14 protein-coding genes are annotated in these 14,689 nt (G+C 51.2%); 4 read left to right on the plus strand and 10 right to left on the minus strand.

The features are described from left to right. The first annotated feature begins 67 nt into the window (after positions 1–67). Positions 68–826 (plus strand): enoyl-[acyl-carrier-protein] reductase FabL, encoded by a 759-nt coding sequence (fabL, locus tag VFK44_11730; protein ID HET7629031.1) that lies wholly within the window; start codon positions 68–70, stop codon positions 824–826. Positions 827–1,061: 235 nt separating this feature from the next. Here fabL and pruA read toward each other — a convergent pair whose 3' ends face one another. Both pruA and VFK44_11740 read right to left on the minus strand, forming a co-directional pair. Next, the gene (pruA, locus tag VFK44_11735) at positions 1,062–2,606 is read right to left on the minus strand and encodes an L-glutamate gamma-semialdehyde dehydrogenase (protein HET7629032.1); all 1,545 of its coding nucleotides are present in this window, start codon (positions 2,604–2,606) and stop codon (positions 1,062–1,064) included. A gap of 97 nt (positions 2,607–2,703) precedes the next feature. After that, positions 2,704–3,141, minus strand: a complete 438-nt coding sequence (locus VFK44_11740) for an OsmC family protein (GenBank protein HET7629033.1) — start codon at positions 3,139–3,141, stop codon at positions 2,704–2,706. 167 nt (positions 3,142–3,308) lie between these two features. On the opposite strand from VFK44_11740, the gene VFK44_11745 reads away from it, so the two are divergent. Next, complete coding sequence (locus VFK44_11745; protein HET7629034.1) at positions 3,309–3,740, plus strand: hypothetical protein; 432 nt, start codon at positions 3,309–3,311, stop codon at positions 3,738–3,740. Between the two features lie 37 nt (positions 3,741–3,777). Here the strand turns inward: VFK44_11745 and VFK44_11750 are convergent, their stop codons facing one another. The 7 genes from VFK44_11750 to VFK44_11780 all read right to left on the minus strand — a co-directional run bounded on the left by VFK44_11750 (position 3,778) and on the right by VFK44_11780 (position 13,762). Beyond that, a complete protein-coding gene (locus VFK44_11750; protein ID HET7629035.1) occupies positions 3,778–4,977 on the minus strand; it encodes a CamS family sex pheromone protein in 1,200 nt (399 codons plus the stop codon). A gap of 15 nt (positions 4,978–4,992) precedes the next feature. Further along, positions 4,993–6,999, minus strand: a complete 2,007-nt coding sequence (ligA, locus tag VFK44_11755; protein HET7629036.1) for an NAD-dependent DNA ligase LigA — start codon at positions 6,997–6,999, stop codon at positions 4,993–4,995. A gap of 12 nt (positions 7,000–7,011) precedes the next feature. Continuing rightward, positions 7,012–9,222, minus strand: a complete 2,211-nt coding sequence (pcrA, locus tag VFK44_11760) for a DNA helicase PcrA (protein ID HET7629037.1) — start codon at positions 9,220–9,222, stop codon at positions 7,012–7,014. Between the two features lie 30 nt (positions 9,223–9,252). Beyond that, positions 9,253–9,945, minus strand: coding sequence for a heptaprenylglyceryl phosphate synthase (locus VFK44_11765; GenBank protein ID HET7629038.1), 693 nt, complete (start codon positions 9,943–9,945; stop codon positions 9,253–9,255). Positions 9,946–10,205: 260 nt separating this feature from the next. Continuing rightward, positions 10,206–10,502 carry a YerC/YecD family TrpR-related protein gene (locus VFK44_11770; protein ID HET7629039.1) on the minus strand — a complete coding sequence of 99 codons (297 nt, stop codon included), beginning with the start codon at positions 10,500–10,502 and terminating at the stop codon, positions 10,206–10,208. Beyond that, complete coding sequence (locus tag VFK44_11775) at positions 10,492–11,589, minus strand: DUF3048 domain-containing protein (protein ID HET7629040.1); 1,098 nt, start codon at positions 11,587–11,589, stop codon at positions 10,492–10,494. Before VFK44_11775 ends, VFK44_11770 begins: the two co-directional genes overlap by 11 nt. A 427-nt stretch (positions 11,590–12,016) precedes the next feature. Beyond that, positions 12,017–13,762: an adenine deaminase C-terminal domain-containing protein gene (locus tag VFK44_11780; protein HET7629041.1), complete on the minus strand. Its 1,746-nt coding sequence runs from the start codon at positions 13,760–13,762 to the stop codon at positions 12,017–12,019. Positions 13,763–13,925: 163 nt separating this feature from the next. On the opposite strand from VFK44_11780, the gene VFK44_11785 reads away from it, so the two are divergent. Both VFK44_11785 and VFK44_11790 read left to right on the plus strand, forming a co-directional pair. Then, positions 13,926–14,144, plus strand: coding sequence for a DUF2892 domain-containing protein (locus VFK44_11785; protein ID HET7629042.1), 219 nt, complete (start codon positions 13,926–13,928; stop codon positions 14,142–14,144). A gap of 85 nt (positions 14,145–14,229) precedes the next feature. Next, positions 14,230–14,343 (plus strand): EYxxD motif small membrane protein, encoded by a 114-nt coding sequence (locus VFK44_11790; protein HET7629043.1) that lies wholly within the window; start codon positions 14,230–14,232, stop codon positions 14,341–14,343. On the opposite strand, the gene VFK44_11795 is transcribed toward VFK44_11790, so the two are convergent. Beyond that, on the minus strand, positions 14,333–14,689 hold a 357-nt coding region (locus VFK44_11795; protein ID HET7629044.1), incomplete at its 5' end, for a phosphoribosylglycinamide synthetase C domain-containing protein. The two genes, VFK44_11790 and VFK44_11795, sit on opposite strands and share 11 nt — an antisense overlap.

Below are 14,689 nucleotides of genomic sequence, written 5' to 3' on the forward strand. Positions count from 1 at the left end.
GCCATGTGACATGACAAAGGTTTTTGGTATGATAGGAGAAGAGAGATTATCGATACTGGAGGCTTGGATGATGGGAAACAAGGTTGCTTTGATTACGGGAGGCACCCGCGGGATTGGCCGGGCGATCGCCGAGAAATTTGCGAGCGAAGGCTACGATTTGGCGCTGAATTTTATGAGAAAGCGCAAGAACGCGGAAGAAACGAAAGAAGCGTTGGAGTCGAAATACGGCATTCGCGTATTGACGGTGCGCGCCAATGTCGGGGAAGTGGAACAGATCCGCCAGCTGTTCGGCGAGATCGACAACGCATTCGGGAGACTCGACGTCTTCGTCAGCAACGCGGCATCAGGGGTGTTGCGGCCGATTATGGAACTGGAAGAAAGCCATTGGGATTGGACGCAAAACATTAACGCGAAAGGGTATTTGTTTGCGGCACAAGAAGCGGCCAAGTTAATGGAGAAAAACGGCGGCGGCGCGATTGTTGCGGTGTCGAGCGTTGGGTCGATTCGCGTGTTGCCGAATTACGTGGCGGTCGGCGTGTCGAAAGCCGCGGTCGAAAACATTACGCGATACTTGGCGATTGAGCTTGCGCCGAAAGGGATTGCGGTGAACGCCGTATCCGGAGGAGCGGTCGATACGGACGCGTTGAAGCATTTTCCGAACCGGGACGAAATCATCGAGACCGCAAAAGCGAAAAACCCGACCGGACGGATGGTCGAACCGGAAGATCTCGCGGAAACGGCGTATTATTTGTGTACGCCGGCAGCGAGCATGATTCGCGGGCAGACGATCATCATCGACGGCGGCATGACGCTGTTAGGGGAATAAAATAAAAAAAAGAGGCTGACTCAAAAGAGGTCGTGAGTCAGCCTCTTGGCTTTCGCTGATTCTAACGAACATTTAAGACCGTTAGAAGCTCCAAGCTGCGTGAAACGGCGGCGAAAAAGGCGCTAAGGTGATCAAATGTTCGTTAGAAAAAATAATTGGATCTAATTTACATTTATTCGATAAAAACAGGGTGTCCCCAATGGCAAGACTTGGGGACACCCTCGTTTTGTGCGGTTTAGAGCATTTCAGAGACGGTTTTCGCCTCAAGGAAGTTGGTCAAGTAGTCGGGACCGCCCGCTTTCGCGTCCGTTCCGGACATTTTGAATCCGCCGAACGGATGGTAGCCGACGATCGCCGCGGTGCATCCGCGGTTAAAGTACAAGTTGCCCACCTGGAATTCGGTGCGAGCGCGGTTTAAATGCGCGCGGTTTTTCGAAATGACCGCGCCGGTCAATCCGTACTCGGTGTTGTTGGCAATTTCCAGCATGTGATCGAAATCGCGTGCCTTCGTGAACGCAACAACCGGTCCGAAAATTTCTTCCTGCATGAGCCGGGCTTTCGGATCGACGTCGGCAAAGATCGTCGGCTGCACGAAATATCCTTTCGAATCGTCGGTTTCACCGCCGACTTTCAGTTCGCCTTCTTCCTTGCCGATTTCAATGTAATTCTTGATCTTGTCGAATTGTTTTTCATTAATGACCGGTCCCATGTACGGGTCGCCGGCCGGATCGCCGACTTCGAGTTGCTTCGTCAGTTCAATCGCTTTCTCCAACACTTCGTCATACACATCTTGGTGAATGACGGCGCGCGAACAGGCCGAACATTTTTGCCCGGAGAATCCGAACGCCGAGTTGACGATCGCATCCGCTGCCAAGTCCAAATCCGCTTCGTTGTCGACAATGATCGTATCTTTGCCGCCCATTTCTGCAACGACGCGCTTCAGGAACAACTGGCCCTCTTGCACCTTTGCAGCCCGTTCGTAAATGCGCGTGCCGGTCGCTCTTGATCCGGTAAAATTGACGAAACGCGTCTTCGGGTGATCGACGAGATAGTCGCCGATTTCTTGCGGATCGCCCGGTATGTAGTTGACAACGCCTTTCGGAAGTCCCGCTTCTTCAAGGGCTTCCATCGCTTTGTAGGCGATGATCGGCGTGCTTTCTGCAGGTTTCAGCAAAACCGTATTTCCGGTAACGACCGGTGCGATCGTCGTTCCGAGCATGATGGCGAAAGGAAAATTCCACGGCGGGATCGTTACGCCGGTTCCCATCGGTTGATAGAAAAAGTGGTTGTGTTCGCCAACACGTTCGTTGATCGGCTTGCCATTGGCGAGTTCGAGCATTTGCCGGCCGTAGTATTCGAGAAAATCGATGCCTTCGGCCGTGTCGGCGTCGGCTTGACTCCAAGGTTTACCAGCTTCATATACCATCCATGCGGAGAATTCGTGTTTGCGCCGGCGCACGATCGCTGCGGCACGGAACAAAACTTCCGCACGTACTTTCGGATCCCATTGGCTCCATTCTTTATACGCTTCTTCAGCAGCCGCAAATGCCTTTTCGACTTCCTCCTTGCCAGCCATTGAAACGGTGCCGATGACCTCGTCTTTGTCGGCGGGATTCGTCGACGTTAATTTACTGCCGGTGGGAACGCGTTCCCCCGCGATAATCAAATCATAATCTTTGCCAAGCTCCGCTTTCACTTGTTTTAAAGCCGCTTTAAAATCGTTCCGGTTTGATTCGTCCGAAAAATCGGTGAACGGTTCATGTTTAAAAGGTAATACCATTCGTTACAGCCTCCTTATTCCTTTTTTCAATTCCATAGTAACTTAATTGGTGGGGCACTTCAATTGACACCGTTTACATCGTTAGCATTGCGAAAAATCACGCAATTTCCGCTTCGACGAGAATCTCGACATTTCCTTTCAGCGCTTTGGAAACCATGCATCGCGATTCCGAACGCTTGACGATTTCCTGCACCTTTTCGATATCCGTTTTGTCGGCGGAATCGGGTAATTTCACATCAAGATGGTGCAACACGGTTTCAAAGTGCAGTCCGCCTTGTTCGCTTACCGTTCCCTTCGAATGGATCGACACCCGTTGTACTTCGATCCCTGCCGCCTCCAGACCAATGCCGAACGTCATTAAAAAACACGAAGCCGCCGCGGACAGAAGCAACTCGTCCGGATTCGTCCCTTGCCCCGCCCCGCCCATCGAAGCCGGCACCGACATGGAAGATGTTAAGTTCCCCGCGCGCATCTCTCCAATACCTCTGCGCCCGCCTTTCCACGTGGCTTCACATTCGAACACGTGCCTCGTCATTTCCAATTCTCCTCCTTTTTTCTTCATCTTCTTCCCAATTGGATTGTATCACATCGGCCGAGTCCGAACGCAGATGAGCGGCTTTTTAAAAAAATTTGGGCGCGGCAAGCATCCCATTTTCATAATAGGCGCATATGCTGTTATCGAATGCTAAGGAGAAAGGTGGAATGATCTTGACGAACGAATCCGATCCGACATTCGAGTGGAATGAAGAACAGCGGCAACAAGGGTTTTATGGAGGTCAAGGCGCCGGTTTCGGCTATCCGGGTTATTACGGGGGGCAATACGGCCGTCCATGGTGGGGCGGTTATCCCGGCGGCGGTTACTATGGCCGACCGTGGTGGGGAGGCTATCCCGGCGGCGGCTACTACGGCCGTCCGTGGTGGGGAGGCTATCCCGGCGGCGGTTATTACGGCCGTCCAGGTTATTACGGTCGCCCGGGTTACTATGGCCGCCCGTGGTGGGGCTATCACGGAGGCTATTACGGCGGCATGCCCGGCTGGGGCGGCGGCCAATACGGCGGCTCCCCAGGTTGGGGAGGCTATCATGGCGGAGGTTTCACGACTGGTCAACAAGGCATTGGGGTCCCAGGCTCTTAACCAAGAAAAAAGGGGGATCCGCTTCGGCGGCGCCCCCTTACTTATTTTTATAAACATGGACAAACGGTTCATCCCTATCAGGATTCAAAACGACGAGCGCTTCCGGACCTTGCGCCGAGGAAATGTAAACATCGATCGGAACGTCTTGCGGAAACGGGTTGTTTTGGTCGGAAAGCAAACCCGCGATAAATTGCGAGAAGGAAATCACTTCGGTTTCGGCATAAAATTTGATCGGAATGTCGATCGTCATATGCTGCAATTCTTTTTGCTTGTAAAAAGCTTTTCCGATGACATCGACGTAATTCGGAAAATAATCTTGTACCTGCGACCGAAACTGTTCGAAATGATCCGTATCGGCTTGATAATGTTCGCTCGCTTCGACGGAAGGAAACAGCACATGAGTTTCCTTCAACGGTTCCCATTCCCCGACGGACGAATCCTCCGCTTTTACGACCGTTTTGGCAAAATAATGGCCTGGCACGAGCGACTCTGCCGCCTGTTCCTGATAAAGGCCGATGACGATCGGCACGTTTTTCAATGCCTCGATTTCTCGTATTCGCTTCACGATTACATCGGCGAACTGCTTCGCCTTTTCCTTTGCTTTCTTCTCATCGAGCTTGATCTGACGGCGGTAAAGGTTCCCATCGGCATCTTCCACTTTAAAGGAATAAACCTTCGCCATCGAAATGGCGATTGAAAGGCCGCCGAGTTTCAACTGATCTTTTCCCGCCTGAACGAGATAGTCTTGCTCCGTGACATAACTAAGATAGGAAGGATGTTCGCTGAGAAACTGAACTTTTTTTTCCGCCGAATACTTTTTATAGCCTTTCGGAAGATCGGGATTCAACCCTTCCGGATTATCCTGCGACTCATTTTCCAGCCAGTTCTCAATCATGTCCCTCTCTAAATATTGACCTTCTTGAAAGATGTAACGATCCGGAGAATAAACGTCTTTCGACAACCGCATTAATCCGGTCTGGATTTCATCAATGTCGAGGCGGTTGGCAACTCCATATAAAATATGCCCCCGCGCCGCCCCGGGCTTAAAATCGACAACCGTACGGTATTGGTTTTTGATCGATTCAACTTTCGGCGTGATTTTTACTTTTTTTTGCTTTTTTCCTTTGTCGGACTTCTTGACGATTTTATTCGAATCCGGATCATTCCCGAAATTCGGAACGCAACCGGAAAGGATCAGCGCCAATACGCAAAACAAGACGATAATTCGTCGATCCATTCATGCCAACTCTCCCTATTGATTCAGCTCTTCCCTCAGCCGCTCCTCATCCCATACGGCGACTCCTAATTCATTCGCTTTCGCCAGCTTCGAACCGGCGTCTTTTCCTGCAATGACGAGATCGGTGTTAGAGCTGACGCTCCCCGTCACATTGCCGCCAAGCCGTTCAATCGCTGCTTTCGCCTCATTTCGCGTGAGTTGTTCCAGCTTTCCGGTCAAGACGACTTTCTTTCCGGCGAAAAACGAATGACTTTCCGCCTCGCCTGCCGGTGCCGGCCCTCGGTATTCCATGTTGACGCCAAGCGATTTCAGCTCTTCGATCAGCGCTTTCACTTCAGGCAATCCGAAGTACGTGCGGATCGAATCGGCCATCTTATCGCCGATTTCATCCACTTCTAGCAAATCATTTTCATTCGCATTTTGCAAACGTTCCATCGTCTGAAAATGCTGTGCGAGCGTTTTTGCTGCTTTCGAACCAACAAACCGGATGCCAAGGCCGAACAACAATCGCTCCAACGAGTTGCTCTTCGAGTGTTCAATCGCCTGCAACAGCTTGTTTACGGACTTGTCACCCATCCGTTCGAGAACAATTAGGTCTTCGTATCGCAATTTATACAAATCGGCGACGTCCCGAATCAGTTCGTTCAGGAATAACTGCGTAATCACCTTTTCCCCGAGACCATCTATGTTCATCGCGTTTCGCGACACGAAATGAATCAAGCCCTCACGAATTTGCGCCGGGCACTTCGGATTCAGACACCTAAGCGCCACTTCCCCTTCAATCCGCACGAGCTCGCTCCCGCATGCCGGACATTCGTCCGGCATGCGGAACTCTTTCTCGTCCCCGGTCCTGCGGTCTTCGAGCACACGCACCACTTCTGGAATAATGTCGCCCGCCTTCTTTACGACGACGGTGTCGCCGATGCGAATGTCTTTCTCCCGAATTAAACCTTCGTTGTGGAGCGTTGCTCTTTTGACCGTCGTGCCGGCCACCGTGACCGGCGTCAGCATTGCCGTCGGTGTAATAGCGCCGGTCCTGCCGACCGTCAACATTACGCCTTCGATCTTCGTGACAACCTCCTCAGCCGGGAACTTGTAGGCAATCGCCCATCTCGGGCTTTTCGCCGTAAAACCGAGCGACTCCTGATGCCGGAGCGAATCCACTTTAATGACGATACCGTCAATTTCATACGGCAAATCGGCCCGTTTCTCCGTCCATTTTTCAATGAAAGCCATCACTTCTCCGACGTCCTTACACCGCCGCCATTCCGGATTCGTCTTCAGCCCGATCCGCTTCAGGAAATCCAACCCGTCGCTGTGCGACTCGATCGTCTCCCCTTCAAGCATCCCGATGCCGTATAGAAAAATATCCAAGTTGCGCTCCGCCGCAAGCTTCGGATCGAGCTGCCGCAACGATCCAGCCGCCGAATTCCGCGGGTTCGCGAACAGCGCCTCCCCGCGTTCTCGCCGCGCTTCGTTCAGCCGCTCGAATGAGCGCTTCGGCATGAAAGCCTCCCCGCGTACTTCTAAATTCACCGATTCTTTCAATCGCAAAGGAATCGAACGAATCGTCCGCAGATTCACGGTGATGTCTTCCCCGACCGTGCCGTCGCCGCGCGTTGCTCCGCGAACGAATCGGCCGTTCTCGTAAAGCAGGGATACGGCCAATCCGTCGATCTTCAATTCACAAACGTACGATACATCGTCTCCGACGGCTTGCCGGACGCGGCGGTCGAAATCCCGCATATCGCTCTCACCAAATGCATTGCCGAGACTGAGCATCGGCACGACATGCTCTACCTTCGTGAAAGCATCAATCGGCTCACCGCCGACCCGCTGCGTCGGCGAATCCTCGGTCACAAGATCAGGATGCTCCTCTTCAAGCTCCCGCAGTTCTTTCATGAGGCGGTCGTATTCGGCATCCGGAACGCTCGGGTTATCAAGCACATGATATTCGTAATTATATTGTTCCAATACATCACGCAATTGTTCAATTCGCCTTTCGGCTTCTTTGCGCTCCATCTGTCCCACCTCTTAAAGTTTTTCGATCGGAGCGATCTCGGCCAGCAGCCGTTTCACACCCGTCGGTTTCGCGAAAGCGATATCGAGTTCGCAAGAATCGCCGTCCCGCTTAATGCTGACGACGGTGCCTACGCCCCACTTTTTATGACTGACTTTATCGCCAACCGACCAGTCGAGTTGTTCAGCCCCGCTGCGCTGCGGCCGAACGATCCGCGAGCTGCGCGGCGGCACGCCCGCCGGCCTTCCGCCTCCACCTTGAGATTCCCCTTCATTCTCAAGACAATCATTCGGAATCTCTTCGATAAAGCAAGAAACCGGGTTCATATTCGTACGGCCGTACAACGTGCGCATTTGCGCGTTCGTCAAGTACAATTCTTGTTCCGCCCGTGTCATGCCGACATAGGCAAGTCGGCGTTCCTCTTCGAGTTCCTCGTGATCATCGATCGAGCGGCTGTGCGGGAACACGTTTTGCTCCATGCCGATCAGAAAGACGACCGGAAACTCCAAGCCCTTCGCCGAGTGCAGCGTCATGAGCGACACCGCATCTTGAACCGTCGAATCGTCATTATCCAACTGATCGATATCGGCTTCCAAAGCAAGGTCGGTTAAAAAGGCAACGAGTCCTTGATCTTCGCTGTCCTTGTTTTCTTCTTCGAAGTGTTTCGTCACCGACAGAAATTCATCGATGTTCTCGAGCCTGCTTTGCGCTTCAAGCGACGTGTCCTGCTCGTACATTTTACGATAACCGGTACGATCTAGCAGCTCTTCGACGAGCTCCGTGACTGTCAAATAGTCTTGCATCTTCGAGAGGTTGCGGATTTCTTCCTCGAAGGCGAGCAGTTTCTTGACAAACCGGCTGGAAAGTCCGATTTCTTCGCATTCCGCAATCGCTTGAAACATCGAAATGCCGTTTTCCGCCGCATAAATCATCACTTTTTCAAGCGTCGATGCCCCGATGCCGCGTTTCGGAACGTTAATCACGCGCAACAAGCTGATATCGTCATCCGTGTTGGAGAGCAAGCGCAAATACGCAAGCAAGTCTTTGATTTCTTTCCGGTCATAGAACTTTGTGCCGCCGAAAATGTTATACGGGATGTTCGACTTCATCAACGCTTCCTCGATGGCACGAGACTGGGCATTCGTTCGATATAAAATCGCAAGGTCGCGGTATTTCCGTTTGCCGCCAACCGTTAAATCGCGGATCTTCGAAGCGACAAAACGGCTTTCATCCTGCTCATTCATTCCTCGGTAGTAATGAATCTTTTGACCCGGGTCGTTTTCGGTCCAAAGCCTCTTCGGCTTGCGGTTGAAGTTGTTTTGAATGACGTGATTCGCAGCGTTCAAGATCGTCTTAGTCGAGCGGTAATTTTGTTCAAGCAAGATCACCTGTGCATCGGCATAATCTTTTTCAAACGATAAAATATTACTAATGTCCGCACCGCGCCAGCGGTAGATCGATTGATCGGAGTCGCCGACGACACACAAATTTTGATAGCGTTCCGCTAACAGACTGACAAGCTTATACTGTGCCGCGTTCGTATCCTGGTATTCATCGACGTGAATGTATTGAAATTTTCTTTGATAAAATTCAAGCACTTCCGGCACTCGTTCAAAAAGCTCGATCGTCGACATGATGAGGTCATCAAAGTCGAGCGCATGGTTTTTCCGCAAGCGCTTCTCATATTCCGCGTATACTTCGGCAACGACCTGCGTGTAAATATCGCCGGGGTTGTCCGCCGTGAATTGCTTCGCGCGTTTCAACTCGTTTTTCGCCGAGCTGATCGTGCCTAGAATCGCACGCGGCTGAAACTTCTTCACATCATAATTCAAGTCTTTCATAATTTGTTTGATCACCGACACTTGGTCGGTTCCATCGAGAATCGTAAACGCCCGTTTAATGCCGATTCGTTCCGCATCCCGGCGCAAAATGCGCACGCACATCGAGTGGAACGTCGAAATCCAAATTTGGTCGGCGAGCGCCTCTCCCGTCAGTCCGGCGACACGGCTTTTCATCTCACGAGCCGCTTTATTCGTAAACGTAATCGCCAAAATGTTCCACGGTGCCACTTCTTTTTCCACGAGCAAATACGCGATACGATGCGTCAATACACGCGTCTTCCCGCTTCCGGCTCCGGCCATGATTAATAGCGGTCCTTTCGTATGCTTGACCGCCTCTTTTTGCACGTCATTTAAACCTGTCAACAAATCTTCGACAAATTGCAAGATCGTCACTTCCTCACAAACGTATTGCAGTTATCGCTGGCTTTTCACGGCCTTCACCGTTTGCAGCGCTTTTTTCAAATCGTCATAAATCGCGTTGCCAACCACAATCGTATCCGCATATTGGGCCATTTCTTCCGCCTTCCTGCGGTCACAAATGCCGCCTCCGTAAAAAAACTGCGCTTCCGACAAGCTTTCACCGACCAATCGGACAACGTCCGGATCGCCGTAAGCCCCGCTGTATTCCAAATAAAAAATGGGCAGGCGGAACAACCGGTCGGCAATGAGCGCATAGGAACGAATCGCTTCCGGCGACAAATTCGTTTCCGCATCCGTATGTTGCGCCGCTTTCGAATCAGCATTGACGATGCAGTACCCTTCCGTAACGATTTCTTCCCAGTCCATCAAATCCGCCCACTCTTGCACGGCACGATGATGATGGCCGATGACCCAATCTACCTTCCGGCTGTTTAACACGCTCGGAATAAAATAATAGTCGAAGCCCGGAGACAACGCCTCGGGGTTGGAAACTTCCAATGCACACGAAACGGAGAATCGGCGAATGCGCGACAGCAAATACAACGTATCATCGAGCGTGACGTCATCCGTTCCGCCGACAATCACCGCATCCGTCCCTGATTCACAGACTTTTGCCAAGTCTTCGTCCGCTATCGCTTTATTCGGGTCTAATTTAAATACATGTTTCCAACTGCGAATCTCGTCCATGGGCATCCTCCAACACGTTACTTTCTCTACTTGAATTATAACATAAGGTGACGGGTTCTCTGGACCGATTCACCAAACAAAAAATCGGCCGAAGCGACCGATTGCGTGTCGTTTTTTTCGGCACCCGTGCCGAAAATTTCCGCATTGCAGTTTCAACGGACATGAGCACCTTTCTTTGCCCACAAAAATCAGGGTGAACCTGTTCCGCTCTCAATCAACGTGAGGAGAAACCTGTACAGGTTTCTCCTCACTGGGGTGTTTTATCTATCACTTTGAATGCGTTCGAGCGCCATTTGGTAACCATCGTTTCCGTAATTGATACAGCGCTTGACGCGGGAAATCGTTGCCGTGCTCGCCCCGGTTTCCGATTCGATTTTATGATAAGTAAAGCCTTCCTGGAGCATTCGCGCCACTTGTAACCGCTGCGCCAGCGACTGAATTTCACCCATCGTGCACAAATCGTCGAAAAACCGGTAACATTCTTCTCTGTCTTTCAGGGACATGATCGCATCAAACAGTTGATCGAGCGATTGACCCCGCAATTTATCAATTTGCATCTTGATCTCCTCCAGAAATGGTGACGGAACCAGACAAGCCGGGGTCGGTCGGAACGATATTAATCCACGTGCGCCCGGGAACAAACCCGAGAATCTTGCCGTCTTTCACGGGATAAATGCGGCCATCGACATTCTTCCACTTGACCTTTTGCACGACACCTTGTTGAAAGAGCCAAGCTTCGCCCCCGTCTTTTAAATTGATTTCCCGGCGCGGATAGCTGTCAATGAACCGGTGGGGCGCAGATACGACCATCACGTTCGACAGCGTGACAGGCGTTTTCGTTTCCAAATCCTTTGATTGCTCCCCGTCGCTGTAGCGAATATATTTCCCGGTATCAGGTTGGTACACATAACGAACCGAGTAACGGTCGAGGTAATTGATTTTCACCGCTTTCGCTTTTTCCCCGGAAAGCGCGTTCACTTCCTCCTCCGTCAAAAAAGGCAAAGGCTTAATGTCGGCTTTCATGTTGTATCCTTTTTTCTCGGCACCTTTCAAAATGTTTTTGTATGAAATGTAGGCATTATGCGGCGCTTTTCGGAAGTCCGCCCGGTAAAACAATGTCCCGTCGTAATAAATGCCGTTCAAATTATCCTTGCCCGACGACTCGATCAACGCTCGCGCTTGCGGACTCCAGCCGAAATGAACGTAAAAAGCGTCATAACCGTTGCTCAGACGAATGTAATACGGCCGGGCGCTTCTCACCGGACCAATCACCTTTGGCTGGTGACTTTGGAAAATCGCCAAAAACCTCGTAATCGCACCTTCAGCAAGCGCTTCATACACAAGATCGGCCTGATAAACGCCCGATTGCGGCCGCGCCAAGCTGAAATTGTTGATCATGACGCCGACCGGACGGTTCGTCACTTCATGTTCGGCAGGCAGTCCGGTCAAAGGATAAATGTGCTCGGGCGGCTTCGGTTCCTCTTCCTTTTTCGGTTCCGGCGCCTTTTGTTCCGGATCGTTTTCCGCCGTTTGTTTTTGCTCCGGCTGCTGGTTCGCGCTTTTTGACACATCCGAAGACTTGCAGCCGATCAAACCAACTAGTAAAAGCAATATGATAAAACTAACCGTCCAACCCCTCTTCACTGGCTCACGTCCTTCTTCGATTATCCTTTAAATTTTATCCCATTATAGCATTTTTTCGAAGAACGGACAGGCACGCTATTAAAAAATGGCCGCGACGAAGAGCGACCGTTCATCTAAGATCGGTCGCCAAAGGAATGCCGGAATGAAATCGTGCATGAGATGCGCTAAACGATGCAATAGTGAGGTTCTTCGAGTGAAATCGTGCATGAAAATCGCTATTTTCTCAAATCCCGCGAACTTGGGCATGATTTTTATCGTAATGCGAACAATAGCGCTCCCTATGATCGGTAATTTTATAATGGTGCCGATTTTCCTAAAATAACGTTGGTGATGATCGATTCCGGTATTTCCGTCTCATCCTCCACCGTTACAACCCCCGAGATTCCTGACGACCATCCATAAGCGACACCACACCTCTATTTGAAGACTAAGAACGCATAATGGCCGGGAACAATACCGATCGTTTCTTTACATCGTACAAGCCTTTCTGCGTCACCCGGATGTAAGGCAAATGGGTCGATGACAAAAACAACAACGTGTAAATCGGATCGTCAAAACGGTATCCTCGGCTCGCCAACTCGCTTTTCAAAGTGGTTTCCTCCGCCATCAATGCTTCCAATCGCTTGACGGACATGCCGCCGAGCAGCGGCAACTCAATTTCTGTGACCACCCTGCCTTGTTCGGTCAATACGATGCCGCCGCCGAGCTCTTTTGCCCGCTTAAAGGCCAACATCATGTCTTGCTTGTTTTTCCCGAGAATAATTACGTCGCCGGTACTCGAATACGTGCTCGCAAATCCGGAAACCGATGCCGCGAATCCTTTCAATATCGTGTTTACTTGCCACTTGCCATCTTTGTCAACAAACATGAGAAAACATTCGTCTTCCTCAAACGAAGGACGTTCACTCGTCGGGTCGAATCGCAAATAATACGGTTTCGTAATGACCGAATTGATCATTTCGATGCCGACGGGCTGCGAGAACTGAAAGTCTTCTCTTGTCAGCTCCCAATTGAGACGCAAAGCGGATTGGTCTTTGTCCTCCCACGAAAGCGGAACGTCCGGGAAGCAATTCTCGCCGTCCCGGCGAATCCATTCACCTTTAGCAAGCACCGATTGCGGGGTCGGGGACTTTTTATCTTTTAAAAAATTCAAGTGGGCCACACGCCCCGGCGCAATCATGCCGAGCAGGTGATCCATGCCGTAATGCCGCGCTGCGTTGTAGGAAGCCATCGCGTACGCATCAACCTCGGGGATGCCTTTTTCAAGCGCAATTTCGATCAGGCGGTCCATCACCCCTTGCTCGTGAAACGCGGGGGTCGAGCCGTCTGTCGTCATGTATACCCTGTCAAAATGGTCGATCCCACGTGCTTTTAGTTCATCTAAAATGACCGGGAGATCCGGACGGATCGACGAATAGCGAAGCACCGTTGACAAGCCGAGATTCAAGCGTCTCTCCGCTTCCTCACCTGTCATCGCTTCATGGTCGGCCTTTACGCCGAGCAACGCCAGTTGTGTCAACGTCTTTTCCGAAGCTCCCGGCAAGTGGCCTTCAATCGGTTTGCCGTTGCGTACCGTCATTTGCATCCAATCGAGGATTTCATCATCCCCGGCGAGCACCTTCGGCCATGCCGTCAATTCACCGCCTTGAACAACGTCCGGATGATTCAACCAAGCGTGTACATTTTCCGTCGTGAAAATATCGTTTTCGTCGCTCAGTTCCGTCTGTGCGTCGTAACGGCCCCACCAATACATCGACAACGGAAGTTTCGCGAATTCAGCGATTAATGAAAACGCTTTCGTTTTTCCTAATCGCAAAAACAAGAGAAGGCTGTCGCAGATAAGCGTCGTCGTCCCTCTTACCGATGCATATTCAGCAAATGTATGGGGATTATATAGTTGAAAAGGGTGAACATGAGGTTCAATGTAGCCGGGAACCACCGCGAGCCCGGAACAGTCAACGATTTCGGCGCCTTTCGTTTTGGCGGGCCATTCCCGTCCGACATAGACGATGCGGTCGCCGGAAATCCAAATGTGGCCGTTCATCCACTTTTTTTGTGCGTGATTTAAATATGTCGCATTTTTGAGAACTTTAGAAGGAGAGGTTTCTCCGCGAACCACCGACAGCTGTTCGCGAAGCTGTTTTTTCGTCCACTGGAGATGTCGTTCCGGCATGAAAAGTTCCTCCGTTTCAACCGTTTATTTTTTCATCTTAACACAACTTTGCCAGTTCTCAAGCGATTTCTCGCAAGCAACGATCACAATATCGTGAACAACGAGAATGGAGATGAAATTCGACGAACCGCAACGTTCAACGACGACCGAAAGAGGTGAAACGATGAAACCGAATATTGGAGGCTTTAACGCACTGATGCGAATTACGTGCGGTTTGACCGTACTCGCCTGGGCGACCTCAAGATTGGCGCAGCGGCCGAAACGGCTGTCGATGATGTTCACCGCCTTGATGGGGGCAATGAAAGTGGCCGAGGGAATGGAGAGATATTGCGTGTTGACCGATCTCATTAAAAAATGGAAGAAACAACGCAGCGCACAATAAACCGCCGGCACGAAGCGCCTTGGGACCGTTCGACGACGAAAAAGGCTCCGCAAGGGGAGCCTTTTTCAGAAAAGGAGGGATGAACTTGTCATTTTGGGAATATTTCACGCATTCCGCATTCACCTATGCAACCATCATCGGAGCCATCGTCGTCATCCTCATCTTTTGGATGCGCAACCGGAAAGACGCTAGGAAATAGCCCGTCCCGCGATGTCTTTCCGGTAAAAAGCGTGGGCGCAGCTCAGGTGCTTCATTTCTTCGTACACTTTTTGCTGGGCGGCTTCGATCGTGGCCGCTCGGCTCGCTACGAGCAAAATGCGGCCGCCGTTCGTCTGCCATTGCCCGTTTTCTTGCTTCGTTCCCGCATGGAAGACGAGCGTTTCCGCTGCCATCTTATCGAGTCCCTCGATCGGAACGCCTTTGTCGTAAGCACCCGGATAACCGCCGGAGGCAAGCACAACGCCGACAACGGCCTCGTCGGACCAACGAAGTTCAACATCTTTTCCAGATAAAATTGCTACCATCACTCGGGCGAGATCATTTTC

It is taken from the genome of Bacillales bacterium (assembly GCA_035700025.1).
Taxonomy (GTDB): Bacteria; Bacillota; Bacilli; order Bacillales; family DASSOY01; genus DASSOY01.

Bases quoted from the DNA above. Each gene is read 5' to 3' on its own strand.
- VFK44_11765 (HET7629038.1), bottom strand. From the start codon at position 9,945: ATGGACGAGATTCGCAGTTGGAAACATGTATTTAAATTAGACCCGAAT.
- fabL (HET7629031.1), top strand. From the start codon at position 68: ATGATGGGAAACAAGGTTGCTTTGATTACGGGAGGCACCCGCGGGATT.
- pruA (HET7629032.1), bottom strand. From the start codon at position 2,606: ATGGTATTACCTTTTAAACATGAACCGTTCACCGATTTTTCGGACGAA.
- VFK44_11785 (HET7629042.1), top strand. From the start codon at position 13,926: ATGAAACCGAATATTGGAGGCTTTAACGCACTGATGCGAATTACGTGC.
- VFK44_11750 (HET7629035.1), bottom strand. From the start codon at position 4,977: ATGGATCGACGAATTATCGTCTTGTTTTGCGTATTGGCGCTGATCCTT.
- VFK44_11770 (HET7629039.1), bottom strand. From the start codon at position 10,502: ATGCAAATTGATAAATTGCGGGGTCAATCGCTCGATCAACTGTTTGAT.
- ligA (HET7629036.1), bottom strand. From the start codon at position 6,999: ATGGAGCGCAAAGAAGCCGAAAGGCGAATTGAACAATTGCGTGATGTA.
- VFK44_11745 (HET7629034.1), top strand. From the start codon at position 3,309: ATGATCTTGACGAACGAATCCGATCCGACATTCGAGTGGAATGAAGAA.
- VFK44_11740 (HET7629033.1), bottom strand. From the start codon at position 3,141: ATGACGAGGCACGTGTTCGAATGTGAAGCCACGTGGAAAGGCGGGCGC.
- VFK44_11780 (HET7629041.1), bottom strand. From the start codon at position 13,762: ATGCCGGAACGACATCTCCAGTGGACGAAAAAACAGCTTCGCGAACAG.